Origin of the sequence: Embleya sp. NPDC008237 (assembly GCF_042956465.1) — a bacterium.
Taxonomy (GTDB): Bacteria; Actinomycetota; Actinomycetes; order Streptomycetales; family Streptomycetaceae; genus Embleya.
The window spans coordinates 159,888-180,248 of record NZ_JBIBGL010000021.1; the positions used below are offsets into that span (position 1 = coordinate 159,888).

Sequence of the window (20,361 nt, forward strand, 5' to 3'; positions counted from 1 at the left end):
ACGCACCAACCATTCAGGCTCGACCCCGCACCGCAGCCGCGCGCGGAGCCGTCCGGCCGAACATCACTCGACAGAGATTCCGCCCACTGCTGCGAAACCGTTCCCATCCGCCCCAGACCCTCGCCGCCCATCGACCCTGGCAACCGCCGGGCACGCCACAGCCCGGGCGGCCCGGCGGCGCTGCGCGCCTTCGTCACCGTGCGGCCGGTGCGAGTGCGCGGAGCGTCCGCCCGGGGCGCGGGGCAGGTCCCGCGTCAGGGTTCCCTGCGGTACAGCCATACCCCGATCGGCGCGAAGACGGCAACGATTGCGGCGTCCCACGCCAAGGCCTGCCAGACGTCGGTGGCGGCGGGGCCGCCCAGTACGAGGTCGCGTACCGCGTCGGCGTTGCGTGACACCGGCTGATGCTCCGCGAAGGCTTGCAACCACCCCGGCATGGTCGCCACGGGAACGAACGCCGACGACGCGAAGACCAGCGGAGCGAGCACGGGGAAGGCCGCGGCCTGGGCGGTCTCCGGATCGCCGACCGCCATCCCGACCACCGCGAAGATCCACGACATCGCGAAGCCGAAAGCCAGGACCAACAGGATGGCGCCGAGGAAGGCGGGAACTCCGGCGTGGATGCGGAATCCGATGGCGAAGCCGACCGCGGCCATCAGTGCCACGACGAAGACGTTCCTGGCGAGGTCGGCGGTAGTACGGCCGACAAGTACCGCGGAGCGGGCCATAGGCAGGGATCTGAACCGTTCCATCAGGCCGGTGTCCATGTCGGTGGCAAGGCCTATCGCGGTGTTCATGGCGCCGAACACCGCGGTTTGCACGAAAATGCCCGGGATCAGGAAGTCGACGTAATCGACCCCGTGCAGGGCCGGTTGTACGACGCCGCCGAATACGTACCGGAACATCAGCACGAAGACCAGCGGCTGGATGGTGGAGAAGATCAGCAGCCGTGGCACTCGGCGCAGGGCGATCAGGTTCCGCCACGCGATGGCGAGTCCGTCCTGAGCGGTACGAACGAGGGGCAGCGCTCCGCGCGTCGACGGCGCCGAGACTCCCCCGGCTCGGCCGCTACGGGCAGCTGCCGTGAGGGACGCTCCTGGCCTGGTCACGACTCCTCCGGAGAGGTTCGAGCGGAATCCGGGGCGGCGTTTGCGCGGCGGCCGGTCAGTTCCAGGAACACGTCGTCGAGACTGGACTCGTGGACCGCCACGGCACCGGGCACCAGACCGTGGGCATCGAGGAGGCGCAGGATGTCCAGCAGCGGCCGCGACCCGTCATGGGACGTCAAGCGCAACCGCGAGCCTTCGACGTCCGCGCGGGTGGAGATCCGGCCGCTCACGAGTTGCGCCGCCCGCTCTCCGCGGCCGGCCTCCTCCAGGTCCAGTTCGATGACCGTGTTGCCCAGGCGAGCCTTGAGCGCGGCCGGCGTGTCGTCGGCGATGACCCGCCCCCGATCGATGACCACCACCCGCTCGGCGAGTTGGTCGGCCTCCTCCAGGTACTGGGTGGTGAGGAGCACGGTGGTCCCGTCGGCGACGAGGCCGCGGATCATCTCCCACAACGCATTGCGGCTTTGCGGGTCCAGCCCGGTGGTGGGCTCGTCGAGGAAGAGCACGGGCGGGTCGGGGACCAGAGCCGCGGCGACGTCCAACCGCCTGCGCATGCCGCCGGAGTACGTTCGGGCAGGGCGGTCGCCCGCGTCCGCGAGGTCGAACCGCTCCAAGAGCTCTGCCGCCCGGACACGGGAGCGCCGGATATGGGTTAGGCGCCCGATCAGGCGCAGGTTCTCCCGGCCGGTGAGGTTCTTGTCGACCGCCGCGTACTGCCCGGCCAGCCCGATCATGCTCCGAACCGTGGCGGCATCCCGGACCACGTCGTACCCGAACACCGCGGCCCGCCCGGCGGTGGGACGCGCGATCGTGGTCAGGATCCGGATCGCGGTGCTCTTGCCCGCGCCGTTCGGGCCCAGAAGGCCGAAAACCGTCCCGGCGGCGACGCGGAAGTCCACCGATTCAAGAGCCGTCACAGCGCCGAACCGCTTGCTGAGGCCCTCGACGTCGATCGCCTCGTTCACGGGGCTTTCTCCCTCGCATGGAGGACACCCGTCCGTTCCATTCTCCCCCGCGCCCGAGTCTTCGCAGCCGCGAGCAGCGCCCCTCCCGGCCTTTCCCTGGATCATTCGTGGTCCGGACCGACCTCGGCGGCCGTGACCACCCCGGACGAAGCCCGGGTCGACCTGTTCGACCCGCGTGACGGACACGTTCTCGCCCGCGTCCCGTGTGCTGCGGACGCGCTCCTGCACGGCGCGGCCCTCGACCACAGGTCCTGGACCCGCAACGCGCAACCGGCCGCCTGATCCCAGGCCGGAACCCCGTGGGCGCGGTCGCCGCGATCACCACTCGCCCGGCACCGGCGGCACAGGGTCCAGTCGACGTCGGCGAGCCCCGCCAGGGTATGGGCTCGGTGCGCGACCCAGCGGGCGATCTCGCATTGCGTCGCGTCGCCCACGCGCGCGATCGCGTGGACCAGGTGCACGTCCAGCATTCGCATCCTGTGCACGTTCCCGCCCACCCGCCGCAGCCGCTCGGTCGGCAACCGGCCCGCCCACTGGTGCGGTTCGTACTCCCGGACCCGCTCCGTCCGCGCGCGGACCCGCGCCTCGCGGGCGACGCGCCCGGCCTCGGCCCGCTCCCGGGGCGCGGGCGGCGGCTGTTCTCGGGCGAACTTGTGCCAGTACGCCGCCTTGTCGCTCGTCTGCCGCACCACGCGGTCCGGCTCCGAAGGCGCGGGCCGGAACCGCAGCAGGTAGCGGTCGACCGGCAGCTCGCCATCCAACACGACGCCGTGGGCGCTCGCCTCGTCCATCCCCACCGCGCAGTAACGCACCCGATACTCGACCGTGTCGAGTTCGAACTCGCACGCGTCCACATCCGCCCACTGCGCAAGCCGCACGGCGCGGGTCTGCGGGGTGAACGGCGCCTCGACCACCTCCTCCCACCGCCCATCCACGGTGGGCGGGCCCTCGTGGACCTCGATGGTCAGCCCGACGTGGCCGGTGTGCACGCCGGTGATCAGGAACAGGAACCCCCTCCACCGCGGCGCCACACAAGCCGTTCGCCTGACCCGCCCGGTGATCCCCCTCGACCGGTACCGCCTCCGCGCGGCTTCGACGTACATCTGCATGTACGCCACCCGCACCGAACCCTCGAACACCGTCCGCACGAACACTCCCCCGCAGCGTCACCGGCCGAGCGTCCTCGCCCCGGGACTCCAGGCGTCACGCTGCCGCACGGCACGGACAACACGAGCACAACCGAACCGGCACCGGCTCTCCCGGGAACGTCCGCCCACGGCAGAGGCGAGTTGCAGGCACGGGGGCGTGTGCGACACGGCGAGTCGGGCGGAAGGCACCCGAATCAACGACGCCGCCGACAACAACCCGGCCGGCGCGCTTCACTGCGTGGTTCCGGCCGGAGGACCGGCCCGTACGGCTCCGACTCCTTTGAGCCGTCCGCTCACGCACGACGGTTGCGTACACGATCCGACAGGACGCACACGAGGTGCCGCCCACTCGTCTACAGACGCCGACCGGTCCCACCGCGTGGCCGGCGTGAGGCGATCACGCGGTGGACCGGGGCTCACCGGCACCCGAACCTTCGGGCCGCAGCACCAGGATCAGGGACGTCCGAGGGAGGGGTCAGGTGGCGACTCGGAGCCGGAAGTGCAGGTCGGTTGCGGCGGCGGGGGCGGGCTTGCCGTGCGGATCGGTGACTGCGGTAACGACCGGACCGGCGGCCGTGACCAGACTCTCGAACCGGTCACGGGTGTACCAATGCAGGACCCAGGGGCGCTCCACGACGCTGTGGTCCGAGCCGTGATGGCGTTCGTAGCGCAGAAGCGTCGTCTGCGTCCGAGTCGCCTCGTCGCGTTGCTCGGCAACGACGAACACCCGAAGCTCGGCACCATCGGGTGCACCGGCCGTACGCACCCGGCCGATCTGTTCGGCCGGGGTCGGTGCGGGAGCGAACCGGGGTACCAAGGCAACGCCGTCCTGCGCCAGGTGAGCGCGGATGCAGCGCAGGGCGGCCGGCGCGGTGGCGTCGTCGGGAAGCAGGGTGAACGTCGGCCCGGCAAGGAAGATCGCCCCGTATCGGCGAAGCAGGTCCAGGGCCTCCATGCGCTGAAGTAACACGGTGACGGGGATGCCCTGCTCGTCTGCCCGGTGCCGGAGGCGGCCCAACATGTCCGCGGAGGAGTCGACGCCCTCGACCTCCAGGCCGCGTCGGCGCAGTTCGAGAAGGGCGTCACCGTCTCCGCGTCCCAGCTCCAACGCCGGGACGCCGGCTTCTTGAACGAAGGCCGCGTACGGCTCGGGGTCCTGGGAGAAGGACTTCAGCGGCCCGTAGAGGTCTGCGACGATGCCCGTAGAAGTCGGCTGGGTCCACGCCGTGCACCCTATGCGAGCCCGTTCCGTGCGTTCGATCGAATATCGGTCGTACGGCGCGGAGTTGGCACGCCGCCCCACGAGTGGACCGACCGGCCGACGGACGCCGGATTCGTCGTGGACGCGCGCCGTCCCTTCGAGATCGGCTTGCACGCCTCGCAGGCGGGCCCGGCGCTGGGCCGCTACGCCCGGACCTGCCTGACCAAGCTGCGCTCCCACGCCGACGAAGCACTCGACGTGGACGACTTGGCAGCCTCGACACCCTCCTGGACGAACGCAGCCGCACGGCATCCTGCGCCGTGACGACCTGACGGTGCGCACCACGCGCACCACCTGGATCGCCCGCCGCTCAGTGGACGGTCGGGGCGGGGCCTGCCGCGGTTCCCCCCAACCCGGCACGCTGGTGCGCGAGCCCCCGGCGTGCTCACCCACACAGGCGGTCGTCTCCACGGTTGCGGTAGGCGACGAGCAGCCAGTCTTGGTGGGCGCTGTGCCCAGGCGGTGGCCGGCGTGGGTGTGGACCGCGAACTCGCGTGGCCGGTCCGGCGCCCAGCCCACACGACCGCCGAAGGGATGCGCGTGTTCGGCGGACGTCGCCGAACGCACCGGCGCCGCACCGAAACAGACCTTCTGTACTCGGTCCCGGCCCCCGCCGCCCGGCGGGCCCGCCGCCCGCATACCCCACCCGGCCCGTGGCCCACCTCCACCCCACGCCGCCGCCGGGTCCGTGGAACGCGGCACAAGCGGATGAACGGACGCCGGTTGCCCGTTCAGGGCACGCCGTGCCGCCGAGTCAGGGCGCTGCGACGGTGTGTCGGTAGAGCGCCGCCGCGTTTTGGTGAGTCATGCGCTCGACCTCCTCGTCCGGGACGCCCGCGAACTGCCGAGCAAGGACTTCCTGGCTGTCCGGCCAAGTGGAGTCGGGGTGGGGGTAGTCGGTTTCGACCATGATGTGATCGACACCGATGAGGTGCCGCAGCCGCATGGTCGCGGGGTCGGAGAGCACGGTGAACCAGAAGTTGCGGCGCAGGTAGTCGACGGGCGAGCAAGTCCCGAAGTCGGCTCGGTAGTCGAGGTCGCGGCCCATGAACTCGATGCGGTCGATGAACATCGGCACCCATCCGATACCTCCCTCGGACAAGGCGATCCTGATGTCCGGGAAGCGAACCGGAATGCGGGCGAAAAGCCAATCGGCGGCGGCGGCCATCGAGTTGATCGGGAACAGCACCCCCAGGACCGCGGCCGTCGAGTCTCGGGACGGAACAATCGTCTCGGAGGACGAGCCGACGTGGAGATTCACGACCGTGCCGGTCTCCTCGCACGCGCGAAAGAACGGGTCCCACGCCTCGCTGTACAGGGACGGCAGCCCGAGACGCTCCGGGTTCTCGCTGAACGTGACGGCGACGAAGCCGCGTTCGGCGTTGCGCCGGACCTCTGCGGCGGCGAGTTCGGGGTCGCCGAGCCAAGGGAGCTGACAGGCGATGAATCGTTCGGGGTACGGAGTGATCCAGGCGTCGAGCAGCCAGTCGTTGTAGGCCCGCAGGGAAGCGAGCCCCAGGTCGTGGTCCCGCATCGTGAGAAAACGTCGCCCTGCGAAGCCGAACGGCGCCGACGGGAAGTTCAGTTGTGCGGCGATGCCGGCGGCGTCCATGTGGCGTACACGTTCGCCCGCGTCGTATGTCGCGGGGTGCAGCTCGTCGAAGTTGACCGGGCCGAGGTAGCCCTTGCCCGTCTCCCAGCCCCGGATGGCGTCGGAGCCGAGCAGCGGGACGCGTTCGTTCTCGAACACCCACCAGTCGTTGCCCGCCGCGTCACGTTCGAGGTGCGGCGCGGCGTCCCGCATGCGCGCGGGCACGCGGTCGCGGAACAGGTCGGGCGTTTCGATGAGATGGTCGTCGACCGAGATGATGTGGAACCGGTTCGTGCCGGTCGGGACTTCGCCGCGCAGCACGAGGTCGCCCTTCGGACCGGCGTAGGCGAGGATGCGTTCGAGCAGGTCAGCCATGGGAAACCTCCGGGAATTCGGTGCGCGGTGATGGCGGCGCGGTTGATCGGGGCGCCGAGCGGGGTCGCGTGGTCGTCGAGTTCGACGACCGCGCTGTCGCGGCGGGCATCGTGCTCACTCCGCGTCCCGGACGCCGCTGCGCAGGAGGGTGCCTGGCAGGCGGTCCAAGCGGTCGGTGATCTGCGTGCCGTGCTCGCGGATCGCGACGCCGGCCACGAGGATGTGGTCGAGTCCCGTGGGCGTGTCGGCGATCAGGCGTTCTCCGTCGGCGGGCAGGTCGCGCACCCGCCGGGTCGGGCCCGGGGAAAGGGCGTCGTAGTCGATGACGACGAGGTCGGCGTGGCCCCCTGGGCGCAGCCGTCCGCGGTCGACCCCGAGCACGTCGGCGATCTCCCCGGTGAGTTTGTGGATGCCGTGTTCGAGCGGCAGGACGCCGCGGTCGCGAACCCAGTTGGCGAGGAAGTCGGTGGGCATGACGGCGTCGCAGATCTGACCGACATGCGCTCCGGCGTCGGACAGGCCCATGATGCAGCCTTCGCCGCGGATGAGCGTGGTGACGCCGTCTGCGTCGTCGTTGGCGAAGGTGACGGTGAAGCGGCTCGCCAGAGCGTCGTCGAGGGCGAGGTCGCAGATGACGTCGAAGGGCGTGGTGTCGCGTTCGGTGGCGATCGCCGCGACCGGCGCGCCGACCAGGTCCGGGCGCGTGGGCGAGTGTGTGACCGTGATGGTCTGCCAACGCGGGTCGAACCACCGTCCGCTCTCGAACTCGGCCCAGGCACGCGCCCTCCAGGTCCGGTCCCGGAAGACGGTGTGGCGGCGGTCGACAGACACCGCGACCAGGTCGGCGAACGCGGGTAGCGAGTAGAAGGAGGTCGGCTCGGCGACGCAGAACTCCTGGGTGATGGGTCGGCAGGTGACCTGCGCCCAGACGTCCGCGCCGTCTCGGCGGCCCCGTAGATGATCGGCGAGCTTGTCCTGGTACGGCGCCCGGGAGGCCGTTCCCTCCGGGTAGGTGAGGATCGATGTCCAGGTCAGCGGGCGGCCGAGGCGGCGCTGGAAGTCGTACACCCAGCGGTAGTTCTCGCCGGTCGCGATGTGCACGATGCCGAGGCCGATCTCGGCGGTGACGGACGCGAGCGCTTCGACCTCCTCCTGGGTGGCGACCATGGACGGGACCAGGCGGCCGCCGTCGCCGAGGTGGAAGCCGGCGCGGTCGCTGGAGAATCCGAGTGCGCCGCCGCGGAGCGCCTCGGCGACGACACCGCGCATTCGGGCGAGTTCGTCGTCGGTGGCGGGGCGTTCGTAGGCCTCCTCGCCCATCACGTAGGTGCGGACGGCGGTGTGCCCCACGAATCCCCCGAAGTGGATCGCCGTACCGCGCCGCCGTACGGCCTCCAGGTACTCGGGGTAGGTCTCGAAGTCCCATTCCACGCCGGCCGCGAGGGTGGCGCCGCGCATGTCCTCGACCATCTCCAGCGTGCCGAGCAGCGAACGGCGGTCCTGCGGGCGGGCGGGGGCGAGGCTGTAGCCGCAGTTGCCGGCCACGACTGCGGTGACCCCGTGCCACGACGACGGCGTCAGGAGCCCGTCCCACAGGACCTGCGGGTCGTAGTGGGTGTGGATGTCGAGGAAGCCCGGCACGACGAGGCGCCCGGTGGCGTCGATCTCGTGCCGGCCCGTCACGGCGTCCTCGATCTCGGTGACACGCCCGTCGCGGATGCCGATGTCGGCGCGGCGCGAGGGTCCGCCGGTGCCGTCGACGACCGTCCCACCGCGCACTGCGATGTCGTTGGTACTCATGTCTGTTCTCCTGGTCGTTGCGTTCGTGCCGGACGTGCCGGAGGCGGGTGCGCACCGCGCCAGGACGGTGGGCCGTGGAGCTCGCCACGACGTCCACGACGGCCCGCGTGTCTTCCGGCGTACCGCGGCCGCCTCCGCCGCCGGCCTGCGGAACGCCGGGGAGTCCCCGACGGTGTCGGCCGCTCCCTGCCCGCAACGTATCCGGAGTAGATGCCTAAGGCAAGAGTTGCCTTAGGCAATTCATGAACCTGAAGAGGAACCTCGGACCAGGGGAATCACCGGCCGACCGGTACCGTTCTGCCATGGTTGATCGCCGTGCCCGCAGCACACCGAACGTGTCTTGCCCCCCGGCCGAACCCGCCGCCGCGGACGCCGGCGGCGAGGACTCCGGCGACCGCGTGATCCGGGCCATCCAGCAGTTCTCCCGCAGCCCGGCACACACCGAGCTGGCGCATGCGCTGTACGGCGCCGGCGGAAGGGAACTCACCCCCGCCCAGGTCGACGCGCTGGAAACCCTCGCGTCGCGGCGCGAGTGGCGCATGCACGAATTCGCCGAAGCGCTCGACATCGACCGGGGCGCGGCCAGTCGCACGACCGACCGCCTCCTCAAACTCGGGCTGGCCGAGCGGCGGCCGGACGAGGGCGACCGGCGGTACGTCATCGTCCAGGCCACCGCTGCGGGTCGTCGCATCAGCCGCCGGATCCAGCGGGACCGCTACGCGCTCATGCAGGAGGTCCTCAGTGGCCTGTCCGGCCGCCGGCGCTCGGAACTGGCGGAACTGCTCGAATACGTCACCGCGGCCATGGAGGCGGCGCTGAGCCGCAGGGCGGCCGAGGGAGAAACCTCGACCTGATCGCACATGCCCCGGCGCGACGTCGGCGGATCGAAGCGTCGCCTGCGACGAGTTCGGCGAGCGGGGCAGGGCGGGATCGGCCCGGCGGATGCGGGCTCGGGGCAAAAGGCGCGTCCTCTCGGCCCCACCGCCTGCTCCGGCGGCCCGGCTTGCCCTCGGCCGCCGCCTCGCGACGCCGTTCGGGGACGAATCCGATACCCGGAGGTCGCGTCGCGGGGCGGATTGATTCTGGATCCTCGGCCGGCGGATCTCCTAGGGTTCCGGTCACACCCACTTCGGCCTGACGGTGTGTGAAGTGCTCTCCGTGCGAGGGCGTTTCCTCATCGCGCCGTCGCCGTTGCGGCGTGCGACCGTGCCGGATCGATCCGTCGGGTTCGGCAATCCGGCACCGATCCACTTTCTTCAGGACGATTCGATGACGCGAGCTTGGGCCTTGCCCATGTGTGGCTGTCCGGCCGGGGATTGGTCGGCCGGGTGGCTACCGCGGCAGCGGTATCGGACCGAGAAGACCCGTCGACGCCGCGCCGGCGTCGAAGCCGGGCTGCGCACCCGCGACCGGGAGGTGCGGCATCCGACCCATCCGAGCCTGCCTCGACCTGCCGATCCCGCGCGGTGGAACGACACGTCGCCCGGTCCGATCGACGAACGGACGATCGAAACACCCGACGCACGCGACCTCGCCCGGATCGTCGATCTGCACGTCGCGGCTGCGGATCCCGAGCGCGGACCGACCGACTGCTCGGGACCGAACGTCTTCATGCCGGCAGGTTCCCCCGGCGCGAACGCGCAACGATCACGCGCGTGCCCGCACGCGCCCCACCCCTCGAAAGAAGGTCCGAAATGCGCAAGATGACGACGCTACTGGCCATGTTGATCGCCCTTGGCGCCATGGGCGCCCAGGGCACCTCCGCCGTGGCGGCCATCTCGCCCTCCACTCCCGTCGCGGCCCAGTCCGGCGGGTGGCTCTTCGTGGAAACCTACGTCGATTGGAGCACGTGCGTCGATGCCGGCCAGGAGTACCAGCGCGAGGGCTGGCACGAGTGGAAGTGTTCCTACGAACCTATCGGCGTATACCGGCTCTTCATCCGGTGACAACACACCGGAGGGTGTGGGCACGGGAGCTGCCCGACAACCGTGCCCACACAGCGGCGGTCCTCCCGCCGGACGGCGAGGGCGGCCGAGTCGACCCGAACAGAGCCGGAAACAGCGCGATCTCCTCCGCGATCTGGCAGTTCGTGCCATGAACGAAGCCGAGCACGTCTTCGACTGGTTGCGCGTCGGCCGCCGGGCGCACACCCGCCGCCGAGTCGTGTCGATCCGCGGAGAGCTTGGGGGACGGATTTGAAACCGCCGCCGCGCGTCACCGGGCAGGTTGAACCTCGCGACCGGGCCGGACCCGGCCTAGGTTCGTCGAAGCAGGCAAGCAGGCCCGACCTCCCCCAGCCGCGTCACACGGCGCGGCGACGTCCGCCTGAGAGGAGTCCGCGCACAGGACCAGGAGCCGGCCGAGATCGACGGGGCCGACTCTTCCTCGCCGAACGACGCCGCGACGCCGAGTTGTCGACCGTACTCCAGGACCGCGACCGCATCGCCCGAGACCTGCACGACCTCGCCATCCAGCGACTGTTCGCGACCGGCATGACCCTGCAGAGCGCGACCCGCTTCATCGACCACCCCGAAGCCCTCGAACGCGTCGAATCGGCGGTGGACGCCCCCGACGACACCATCAAGGTCATCCGCTCCACGATCTTCTCCCTCAAGGCCCGGGACCGCGACACCGGCACCGGACTGCGCTCACGCTGCCTGCGCGAGGTGGACGCCGCCACCGAAGTCCTCGGCTTCGCCCCGACGTTGCGCGTCGACGGGCTGCTGGACACCGCCGTACCCGAGACCGTCTCCGCCCACGTGATCGCGGTATTGCGCGAGGCGCTCGCGAACGCGGCCCGCCACGGGCACACCAACCGGGTCGAGGTACACGTCGAGAGCGACGAGCATCAGGTGCGTCTGCGGGTACGCGACGACGGCGTGGGACCGCCCGCGACACCGACGCGCCACAGCGGACTGGGCAACATGCGCGAGCGCGCCGAATCCCTCGGTGGCACCTGCACGTTCGGACCCGCACCGGACGGCGGCGCGATCCTGGAGTGGCGCGCCCCGCTGACTTGACGACGTCGGAACGTCTTTCGACTCGGCCCGGCGGGGGACGCGTGATGCGGATGCCGACGACCGGATGCGGGTCGCGGTCGGGTCGCGCGGCCCCTGTCGCCGGGCCCATCGGCCCCTGTGCGGCGCGGGGAGATGCGTTGGCATGGACTCGGAAAAGGCACCGCCTTCCGCGTGGTTGCCGTTCGAGAAGGGATGATTCCATGTCTGCCATTCCACCCCCTCCCACCGGTCACGTGGTCGTCGGCGTGGACGGATCGTCCGCCGCGCTTGCCGCCGTCACCCAAGCCGCTTTGGAGGCGGCGAACCGCCGACTGCCGTTGGAGATCGTCAGCTCCTGGACCCTGCCCGACGACGGTCAACCGGACGCCTACGTAGGGCAGATGCGTCGGGAGGCGGAGGACGCGACGAAGGCGGCCGTCGCCCACGCACAGGCGCTGTACCCGCAGATCCGAACGATCGCCCGAGTCCGCCGCGGCCCCGCGCACGAGGTATTGCTCACCTCCGCCGCACACGCCTCCCTCGTGGTGATCGGCAGCCGCGGACACGGCCGGATGGCCGGACTGCTCCTGGGTTCGGTCAGCCTTTCGGTGGCCGCGTACACACCCTGCCCGCTGTTGGTCGTGCGCGACAGGCACGAGACCTCGGGCCGGCCGGACGGTTCCGGTGCGGGCCTGGTCGTGGTGGGCGTGGAGGGCTCGGATTGCGGTCCCGCCGTGGAAGCGGCCTATGAAGAGGCGCAGTTGCGGGACTTGCGGGTGTGTGCGCTGAATGCGATTCCGCCGGTCGTCCCCACCCCCATGGGGCTACCCGCGCCTACGATGGAGTCCCTGGCCGCGGAAAGTGCTTTGCGGCGGGCTGCCGTCGATGCCTCGCAGGCCGCCTTCCTGGCCAAGCACCCGGAGATCGAATCACAGGTGCGTGTCGTACGCGAGGGAGCGAGCCGGGCGCTGGTGGGGGCGTCCCGCGAGGCGGACTTGGTGGTCCTGGCCGCGCACCGCCGCACCGCGCGTTTCGGCACGCGCCTGGGCCGGGTCAGTCACACGGTCCTGCACCACGCGCATGCCCCCGTCCTGCTGTGCCGGTCGGTTGACGCGTCGCCCCGGTTCCGGCCGAAGTCCGGTGACCGGTGGCGTGGTTGGTCGCGGACTCAGGGAAAGCGCACGAAGCGGACTCCGACCCGAGGCGCTCGTCCCCGATCCGTCGGGACGACCGCCTTTTCGGCGTGGCTCCGTGAAGTCCACCGGCAACGTCGCGACGGCAACCGGCTGTTGGACCCGGCGATTCGGGCCGGTCGGCCCTGGGGCAGGGCAGGGGGATCGCGGGAGATTGGCGGCACGGCCCAGGAGAGCTCGTTCGTGGCCGAGCGCCGGGCATCGGGCCGGGCGCCACCAGGGAGGGAACCCGACATGGCAACCGCACACGACCACCGACTGTCCTCGCGCCTGCACCTGCCCCACCGTCCCGCCTCGGCGTCGCGAACCGGGACGGACCGAGCCGGATCCGATGTCGTGGCCGGTTCCCCGGCGATCGCCACGATCCGCACCACCGATGTCGCCGTGGCGGGCCTGCGCGTCCTGCTGGGCTTCGTGTTCCTGTGGGCATTCCTCGACAAGACCTTCGGCCTCGGCTACGCCACCGCCGACGGCAAGGGCTGGGTCGACGGCGGCTCCCCCACCAAAGGGTTCCTCTCCCACGTCGACGTCGGACCCATGGCCGGCACCCTGCGCGGCTGGGCCGGCGAACCCTGGGCCGACTGGCTGTTCATGCTCGGCCTGCTCGGCGTCGGCCTCGCCCTGATCCTGGGCATCGGCCTGCGCCTGGCGGCCCTGTCCGGCACCGCGATGATGGCGCTGATGTGGATCGCCGAATGGCCGCCCGCCAAGCACCTCGACAGCGGCAAACCCACCGCCTCCACCAACCCCTTCACCGACTACCACGTCATCTACGCGATCTCCCTGATCGCCCTCGCCGCGATCGCCGTCGGCAGCCGACTCGGCCTCGGCGCCCGGTGGGCCCGCCTGCCGATCGTCCGCGACCACCGCTGGCTGCTCTGATCACCACCGCGCTCACCACAAGCCTCGGCCGGGTACCGTCCACACGACGGACCCGGCCGAGTCATCTGCCGTCGCGACCCGCTCGACGGATGCGTACCGACAGGAGCCGAAAACCTTGCGCACTCCTCAGCCCCCACCCGAGGAACCCGCCCCCGAACCACCGGCCGCGACCCCGGGCCCCGGACGCGAAGAGTCCTACAGTGAGCCGCCCGAGCCGATCCGGCGGTGGCTCGCCCACGCGGTGCCGCCCGGTACGCCGACCCCGACATCGGTGGAGTGGCGCGCACACGGCCGGATCCGGGTGCGGCGACGGTGGTGCCCCTTCGAATCGCGGCAGACCCTGACCCCGCCCGCCGCGTTCCGCTGGGACGCGGATGTGCGCGGACCCGCAGGGGTCCGGATCCGCGGCTTCGACCGCCTGGACGCGGACGGCGCAGCAATGCGTTGGCGGCTGTTCGGCGTGGTGCCCTTCATCGGCGCGTCCGGTGTCGACGTGACGCGCAGCGCGGCCGGTCGCCTGGCCGGCGAATTCGTCTTCGTGCCCCCGTTCGCGCTGCACCGCGACGTGCGTTGGCGAGCGGTGGACGACACGCGAGCCGTGGCCCGTTTCGCCGTCGCCGGTTATGCGCAGGAGGTGACGGTGACCGTGTCGCCGTCCGGCGCGCCGGCATCGGTGTCCCTGCCCCGCTGGGGCAACCCCGACGGCCGTCGCCACCGCGAACACCGCTTCACCGCCACCTTCGACGGCGAGGTCTCGCACGGCGGATTCCTCCTGCCCACCGGAATCCACGCCGGCTGGGACGACACCGACGCCTTCATCCACTACGACATCGACGCCGCGAACTTCCGTTGAGCCCGACGACGGGCTCCCCCGTCACGGTTGCTGCAACTCGTTCCGCCGACACAGGTCGTTCGGTTCGGGTCGAAGACCCGCTCGGGTTCGAAAGTGGAGCGATGGGCGAAGACTTCGTAACGCGACGTCCCTTCGACCGCCGGGAGACGCCGGAACTGATGGCCGGGGACCCGATCGGGCGTGTCGTCGTCAGCGAGGGCGCTCTTGCGGCGGTGCATTCGGGGCGTTCGCCCTCGACGGGGAGTCGGTGGTCTTCCGCTCCCCCGCCGATTCCGCGCTCGCGAAAGCCGTGTCGGATGCGGTGTTCGCATTCCAGGCCGGCCACATCGACCCGGCCACGCGCACCGGCTGGACCGACCTCGTACATGGTCCCGGTCCCTTCGGCCCAGGCGCGTTCGCGCCGCCCACCGTCGGCGTCGCGTCGATCGCCTCGGCACGGCCAGGGTCGACGGTCCCGCCGTGGGGGGTCCGTCGGCCCTGTGTCCGGGTCTCGACGACCAGCAGTGTTCGGGGCAGGGACCGACACCCGTCGGCACCGGGCAGAGGGAGTTCACCGTGAACGTGCATGAGGGAACGCCACCGATCGTGGTGGGGGTGGAGGCCACCGACGCGGGCAGGCCGGCCGTAACGTGGGCGGCGGACGAGGCCGCCCGACGCCGGCTGCCGCTGCGTCTGGTTCACACTCTCGACTGGCCCACCGGCGCGGACCGCGGAACCGACTCGAACCCGCACCGACAGACCTGGGGCGAGCGGTTCCGCCGTTCCGGGATGCGCGCGCTGGACGAGGCCCGCGCGGTCGTGGCCGCGCGCCATCCCGCGTTGGTCGTGGAGTCGGTCCTGCTGGACGGTGCGCCCGTATCGGTGTTGCCCGGACAGGCGCGGGACGCGGCGATGGTCGTCGTGGGCTCGCGCCGGCTGTCGGCGATTACCGAACTGCTGCTCACCGGCAGCATCGCGACGTCGATCGCCGCGCACGCGAGGTGCCCGATCGTGGTCGTCCGCGAGCCCGAGCACACCAGTACCGACCCGCGCACGATCGTGGTCGGCGTGGACGGGTCGCGGCGCTCGGAACCGGCGGTGGCGTACGCCTTCGACGAGGCCGCCCGACGCGGCGCCACGATCGTGGCCGTGCACGTACGGCAACCGTCCACCGGTCTGATGGCCGGACTGCGCACGGGAGAGGAGATTCGGGAAGGTCGAATCCGTCTCGCCGAGGCGCTCGCCGGGTGGAGCGAGAAGTACCCGGACGTGTCGGTGCACCGCGAAGTCGTCGTCGGGCACCCGGTCCGGGTCCTGGCCGAAGCGGGCGAACACGCGCTGGCGGTGGTCGTGGGGACTCGAGGACACGGCGGCTTCGCGGGCATGCTGCTGGGCTCGGTCAGCCAGGGTCTGATCCACCACGCGCGCTGCCCACTGGTTATCGCCCCGGCCCCGGACGACGGGCACGTGCACACCCGTGACTGAGCGCCCGGGGAGACGCCGCTTTCCCCGACCGCGACTCGCACCCCCGCGACGGTCGTCGTTCACCGGGATCGACCGCCGGCCGAACGAGGACTGCGCCCCCGCGCTGGATGCCGCCTTCGCCCAGGCCCGAACCCGAGGACTCCCGTTGCGCGCCGTGCACACGTGGCACTACCCGGCGATGCCGGCCGGCGGCCTCGGCTGCGCCCCGGCCATGTGGGTCCCGGACGACTGGCGTGACGCCCAACGCGACGCCCTGGAACAGGCCTTGGCGCCCCTACGTAAGCAGTACCCCGACGTGGACGTCACCGAGGACGTCCACATCGACATGCCTGCCCGCGCCCTGATCGCCGCGAGCACCGACGCCGCCCTGGTCGTATTGGCCGCCCACCGCAACACCGGCCGCTTCGGTCCCAACCTGGGCCGCGTCACCCACGCGCTGCTGCATCATGCGAAGGCCCCGGTCCTGCTCGTCCCCGTCGACCACTGAATCAGGCAGCCGGATCCGTTGTTCCTCGCCCCGACCGGCGGCCGCCACATCGCCGCCGCCGCGCCCGCCGGACGGAAGGAGAGCCCGGATGAACCCCTTGCCCCCTGACCGCAACCCGATCACCGTGCTGCGCGGCAATCCGATGCACGTGCCGCGCCGCGCCGCGGCACGTTCCGGAAACCTTCCGGTGAGCAAACCGGATGACGAAGCGCGATCGGCGACGGCAATCGCCGTGACGGAGTTCGTGATGCGGGGCTCCAACGCGGACGGCGAGTCCACGGCGTATCAGCGGTGGGAACGTGCGACGACCCCGTGGCTGACACTCCTCGCGGTCGTCTCGTTGACCACGTTCGTTCTGGGCGAGGCGTTGCAGGCGCGCGAGCGTCCGGTGCTGTGGATCGAGTACGGAGTGTGGGCGGTCTTCATGACCGACTACCTCGTCAGACTCGGACTCAGCCGGGACCGTCGGCGGTTCGTGCGCTCCCATCCGCTGGACCTCGCCGCGGTCGCGCTGCCCGCGACGCGGGTCCTGCGCCTGATCGCGGTGATCGGCCGGATCGGTGCGGTCGCGCGGGGCGGGCACGCCGGCCGCCTGTTGGTGAGCACCGTCGCGGTGGTCCTGACGATCCTCGTCGCGGGCGCCGCGGCCGTCCTGGCGCCGGAACGCCGCACGCCGGACGCGAACATCACCGACTACCCGGATGCCCTGTGGTGGGCGATCAGCACGGTCACCACCGTCGGGTACGGCGATCTGCACCCCGTCACCGCCGAGGGGCGCTTGGTGGGGGCGGTGTTGATGGTGGTGGGCATCGGCATGATGGGTGTGGTCACCGCGACCATCGCCACCCGGCTGATCCTCCCCGAGCAACAGGCCGAGGAACGCCTGGAATACGCTCGCCTCGAGCGGCGCCTGCACGCCATGGAAGAGCAACTGAGGCGCCTGAACGACCACCTGTCCGCAGCAACACACACCGACTCCCCACACGGTGCCCCCGGCCGGCAGCCGGACCGCCCCTGAGCCGCAGACGGATGACGGCGGGAGCCGGGGATCCGCCTTCGTGCCGGGTGCCGCCCGGGCGCGCGGAGCCCGCGCGACGGCGGCCTGGGCGACACGCGAGCGCGAGCCGAAACCCTCGACGGCATCTGCTCCTTCGCGCCCGCCCCCGAACGTGGCACACTCCCGGAACGGCGCGTTCCCCCGAGCCGACGTCGACGCGGCCGCCGGCGTGGTGGCAGTCCGGTGCCCGTCGGTCCCCCGTCGTTCTCGCGAGAGGCCGGTCGGCTCGTCGCGAGCGGACGTGCGGTGTTCGGGTGAACGACGGGCAGGATGCGAAGCCTGCGGGCGCAAGCCTCGTCGGTCGGGGGAGGACGCCGGACCAACCGGCGTCACGGCAACGAGGAAGTGTTCGAGGCTCGTTGAGGAAGGCGGTGATGGCCGACACCGCCGCGGTCCTGATGGCGGGGCCGGTGCCGCGCACGCCGAGGCCGACGCGGACGGCGCCGCGATCCGCTCCCCGGCGGTCTCGATGTGTGGAACGTGGAGGAACGTCCGGACGGCCTGTCGTCGGGTCAGCCGTGGAGGTCGTCGTGTTCGTCGTCCCCGTCGATGTCGACGCAGATGTTGCCGCACGTCGGATCGGGGAAACCGACGATGTCGACGGTGTCCCGCACAGGTTGATCGACACGCGGACCGGATCTGGATCCGATTGCCCAAGGCCACCGACCGGCACGGGAACGGCTGCGGGCACCGGACGTCCCCATGGGAGCCGGCTGTTGGGCCCGGGGCCGGTCGGCCCTCGCGTGGGTACCGGGCCGGCGAGAAGCCGAAATCACGGTCCGGGAGCGCATGTTCGTGCCCGCGAGCCGGGCGGGGGCCGGCTTCGAAGGGGAGGGAATCGACATGGCAACGTCCCACGGCCTCCGCACTGTCACCGCGTCTGCGCCTGCCGCACCGTGCGACCTCGGCACCCCGGGCCTCGCCGATCGGAGCACGCTCGAGGCCGTGGCCCGCGACCGGGGATCGCCGCCACCGACACCACCGATGTCGCCGCGACGGGGCCGCGCGCCCTGCTGGGCTTCGTGTTCCTGTGGGCCTGCAAGGCGTTCGGCTTCGGCCACGCCACCGCGAACGGCAACGGCCGGGTCGACGGCGCCTCCCCCACTCCCCGAACGAGCAGGCTCGGCCGCCGACCGTGGCGGGGCGGGTTCCCCGTGGCGGTTCTCGACCTGTCGCCACGACCGTTGTACCCGGGCGTTACGGTCCATCCTCTGGGCGTCGGCTGTCGGGGTACCGGCCTCAGGTCGGATCCGCCGGGCGACGCGGAGTGGCTCGAGGCATTGCGCAGCGCAGCGCGACACGGCGCAACGCTGTTCGACACGGCCGACGGGTATGGTGACGGCCGCACCGAGCGCCTACCCGGCCGAGTACTGCGCGAGTTCCCGAAGGCGCCGGCGGTGGTGAGCACCGAGGTCACCATGACGGGGTCGGCGCCGCAGTTCGGATCAGTGACCGTATCGCCGGCTGCTCGTGTGGCCGATCGGATCCCATCCCGACGGGCCCGTCGCCCACGAACGAACCGGGGACGCGTCATCGTTCAGTCATACCATCGCCGTGCACGAGTGCGTATCTTCCAGGGCCTGCGCTTTTCGCTGGTGACCAGGACGTATTCCTCGGACACCTCAATCGAGCGCCACCACAGGCCGATGAAGAACCGCCCGTGGACCCACGCCCACCCTCCACGCCCGTTGAAGGTGTACACATCGACGTCGCCTCGGTACCCGCGACGCGCCCGCAGGACGACGACACGGTTGCCGCCGACGTGGCGGAGGAGTTCCGAGTCACAGCCCGAAATGCGGTGATCGAAAGTACGGACGCTCTCGATGGGAACCGCGGACACCTCCCACGGGTCCTCGCATGGCACGGTGATCAATTCCATCGACCCGCTGGTTCCCACGATCGTTTCCCTGGTGGGTGCGCCGCTGCCGAGCGCGGGATTCGACTCGAGTGACCGCCACAGGCGGCCGTACCTGTGCAACCAGCGCTCGCCCCGCCAGTGCCGGTCGGCCCGCAGCGCGGCCACCGGTCCGTGATAGCGCAGCACTTCCATTCCGCAGCCGGAAAGGAGTACGGACTCGCGCAGCGCCCGAAGCTCGCTCGCGCGCAAGAGCCGCACCTCCCAACGACTGTCGGGCGCCGAGATATCGATCACGACCCTCTCGCCCCAGTCCTCAGGGAACATGAACTGTGTGCGCGGACAATCCGGATGCAATCTCCGTGGCTCCCTGCTGCGATCGTCGACCCAGGTCTCGTTTCCGTCCTCGTCGGTCCTGGACGTGAAGTGCGGAACGCCCACCCGTATCCCCGGGCCCGACGTGAGCGCGACCTCGAATATCACGGGCTCGTCCCCCGACGGGCGCATCAGGCTCAATACCCGTGTTCCCGAACCGCGTTGCACGAAGGTTTCCCCGTTCGTCGGGATCGGGATCAGATGTGGCCCCGGTGCACTCGACTCGAGCGTGATCGACCACCGGTCGGCAGTTTCGACCACGACGAATTGCGTTCCCGCGAGGGGTATTCGCTGCGACGCGGCATTCGACTCGCTCCACTGTTCGGCCCGCTCGTCGGGCCCGGCCGGGTACAGCAGCACGGTGCAACCGCCCTCGCGGGCCGACGCGTCGACCGTCGCCACGCCACCGGGCCCGACGTACCGCACAACCTGCGGTCCCAGTCCCTGAATCGACTCGTCGAACTCGGGCGCCGACGCCGGATCCCGCAGGCGCAGCGACCAGTTCCCCGCCGTCACCACTCTCAGCCGCTCCACGGCCGCCGGCCCGGTGTCGAAGACCAGAATGCTGCCCTCGGACGCTTCGATCGGCCCTTCGTACAGGCACCTTCCACCGACCGATCCGGGCTCGGCGAGCGCCCATAACGTCAGACGTTCGCCGGACATCTTCGAGATCTCCAGCATCGCCGCGGTCCCCGGTCGGGGGAACATCACCTCGACATCGCCCGGGCCCACCCCGTGACACGTGTACGGCGTATCGTCGTCACGACCTTCGAATCCACTCACGATCGAACTGTTGCACGCGCACCCGTTCCGAGTTCGACCGGTTCACAACCTCTCGGCACCCACACTGTGAACAGCCGAGGGGCGCGCAATCAGGCATGCCACCGCGCGATCGACCACCGACCCGATCCTGCCGCAAACCATGACCGCGATCCCGCCGTGAGCAT

At 71.0% G+C, this 20,361-nt stretch carries 16 protein-coding genes and 2 pseudogenes; 11 read left to right on the forward strand and 7 right to left on the reverse strand.

The window, feature by feature from the left end:
• Positions 1–254: 254 nt before the first annotated feature.
• The 4 genes from ACFZBU_RS40550 to ACFZBU_RS40565 all read right to left on the reverse strand — a co-directional run bounded on the left by ACFZBU_RS40550 (position 255) and on the right by ACFZBU_RS40565 (position 4,525).
• Positions 255–1,109: an ABC transporter permease gene (locus tag ACFZBU_RS40550; RefSeq protein WP_391588784.1), complete on the reverse strand. Its 855-nt coding sequence runs from the start codon at positions 1,107–1,109 to the stop codon at positions 255–257.
• On the reverse strand, positions 1,106–2,074 hold the full coding sequence (locus ACFZBU_RS40555; protein ID WP_391588785.1) for an ATP-binding cassette domain-containing protein: 969 nt from the start codon (positions 2,072–2,074) through the stop codon (positions 1,106–1,108). The genes ACFZBU_RS40550 and ACFZBU_RS40555 overlap by 4 nt, the downstream gene beginning before the upstream one ends.
• 101 nt (positions 2,075–2,175) lie before the next feature.
• Positions 2,176–3,222 carry a hypothetical protein gene (locus ACFZBU_RS40560; protein ID WP_391588786.1) on the reverse strand — a complete coding sequence of 349 codons (1,047 nt, stop codon included), beginning with the start codon at positions 3,220–3,222 and terminating at the stop codon, positions 2,176–2,178.
• Between the two features lie 475 nt (positions 3,223–3,697).
• Positions 3,698–4,525, reverse strand: coding sequence for a class I SAM-dependent methyltransferase (locus ACFZBU_RS40565; RefSeq protein WP_391588787.1), 828 nt, complete (start codon positions 4,523–4,525; stop codon positions 3,698–3,700).
• 36 nt (positions 4,526–4,561) lie between these two features.
• Between ACFZBU_RS40565 and ACFZBU_RS40570 the strand changes: the two genes are divergently transcribed.
• Positions 4,562–4,747, forward strand: coding sequence for a hypothetical protein (locus ACFZBU_RS40570; protein ID WP_391588788.1), 186 nt, complete (start codon positions 4,562–4,564; stop codon positions 4,745–4,747).
• Positions 4,748–5,237: 490 nt separating this feature from the next.
• Here ACFZBU_RS40570 and ACFZBU_RS40575 read toward each other — a convergent pair whose 3' ends face one another.
• Positions 5,238–6,449 (reverse strand): amidohydrolase family protein, encoded by a 1,212-nt coding sequence (locus tag ACFZBU_RS40575; RefSeq protein ID WP_391588789.1) that lies wholly within the window; start codon positions 6,447–6,449, stop codon positions 5,238–5,240.
• A 114-nt stretch (positions 6,450–6,563) separates the two neighbouring features.
• Positions 6,564–8,249 (reverse strand): amidohydrolase family protein, encoded by a 1,686-nt coding sequence (locus ACFZBU_RS40580; protein WP_391588790.1) that lies wholly within the window; start codon positions 8,247–8,249, stop codon positions 6,564–6,566.
• A 302-nt stretch (positions 8,250–8,551) separates the two neighbouring features.
• Here ACFZBU_RS40580 and ACFZBU_RS40585 point away from each other — a divergent pair, with 302 nt between their 5' ends.
• The 10 genes and pseudogenes from ACFZBU_RS40585 to ACFZBU_RS40630 all read left to right on the forward strand — a co-directional run.
• The gene (locus tag ACFZBU_RS40585) at positions 8,552–9,103 is read left to right on the forward strand and encodes a MarR family winged helix-turn-helix transcriptional regulator (protein WP_391588791.1); all 552 of its coding nucleotides are present in this window, start codon (positions 8,552–8,554) and stop codon (positions 9,101–9,103) included.
• An 867-nt stretch (positions 9,104–9,970) separates the two neighbouring features.
• A complete protein-coding gene (locus ACFZBU_RS40590; protein WP_391588792.1) occupies positions 9,971–10,195 on the forward strand; it encodes a hypothetical protein in 225 nt (74 codons plus the stop codon).
• A 465-nt stretch (positions 10,196–10,660) separates the two neighbouring features.
• Complete coding sequence (locus ACFZBU_RS40595; RefSeq protein ID WP_391588793.1) at positions 10,661–11,269, forward strand: sensor histidine kinase; 609 nt, start codon at positions 10,661–10,663, stop codon at positions 11,267–11,269.
• 200 nt (positions 11,270–11,469) lie between these two features.
• A pseudogene (locus ACFZBU_RS40600) lies at positions 11,470–12,339 on the forward strand (universal stress protein); the annotation flags it as partial.
• A gap of 336 nt (positions 12,340–12,675) precedes the next feature.
• Positions 12,676–13,323, forward strand: coding sequence for a hypothetical protein (locus ACFZBU_RS40605; protein ID WP_391588813.1), 648 nt, complete (start codon positions 12,676–12,678; stop codon positions 13,321–13,323).
• 115 nt (positions 13,324–13,438) lie between these two features.
• Positions 13,439–14,176, forward strand: a complete 738-nt coding sequence (locus ACFZBU_RS40610) for a DUF6544 family protein (protein ID WP_391588794.1) — start codon at positions 13,439–13,441, stop codon at positions 14,174–14,176.
• Between the two features lie 555 nt (positions 14,177–14,731).
• A complete protein-coding gene (locus tag ACFZBU_RS40615; protein WP_391588795.1) occupies positions 14,732–15,640 on the forward strand; it encodes a universal stress protein in 909 nt (302 codons plus the stop codon).
• Positions 15,633–16,127, forward strand: a complete 495-nt coding sequence (locus ACFZBU_RS40620; protein WP_391588796.1) for a universal stress protein — start codon at positions 15,633–15,635, stop codon at positions 16,125–16,127. The genes ACFZBU_RS40615 and ACFZBU_RS40620 overlap by 8 nt, the downstream gene beginning before the upstream one ends.
• Before the next feature lie 88 nt (positions 16,128–16,215).
• Complete coding sequence (locus ACFZBU_RS40625) at positions 16,216–17,145, forward strand: potassium channel family protein (RefSeq protein ID WP_391588797.1); 930 nt, start codon at positions 16,216–16,218, stop codon at positions 17,143–17,145.
• A 1,193-nt stretch (positions 17,146–18,338) separates the two neighbouring features.
• Positions 18,339–18,593: pseudogene (locus tag ACFZBU_RS40630) on the forward strand (aldo/keto reductase); the annotation flags it as partial.
• A 128-nt stretch (positions 18,594–18,721) separates the two neighbouring features.
• On the opposite strand, the gene ACFZBU_RS40635 reads toward ACFZBU_RS40630, so the two are convergent.
• Positions 18,722–20,095: a hypothetical protein gene (locus ACFZBU_RS40635; RefSeq protein WP_391588818.1), complete on the reverse strand. Its 1,374-nt coding sequence runs from the start codon at positions 20,093–20,095 to the stop codon at positions 18,722–18,724.
• Positions 20,096–20,361: the final 266 nt, after the last annotated feature.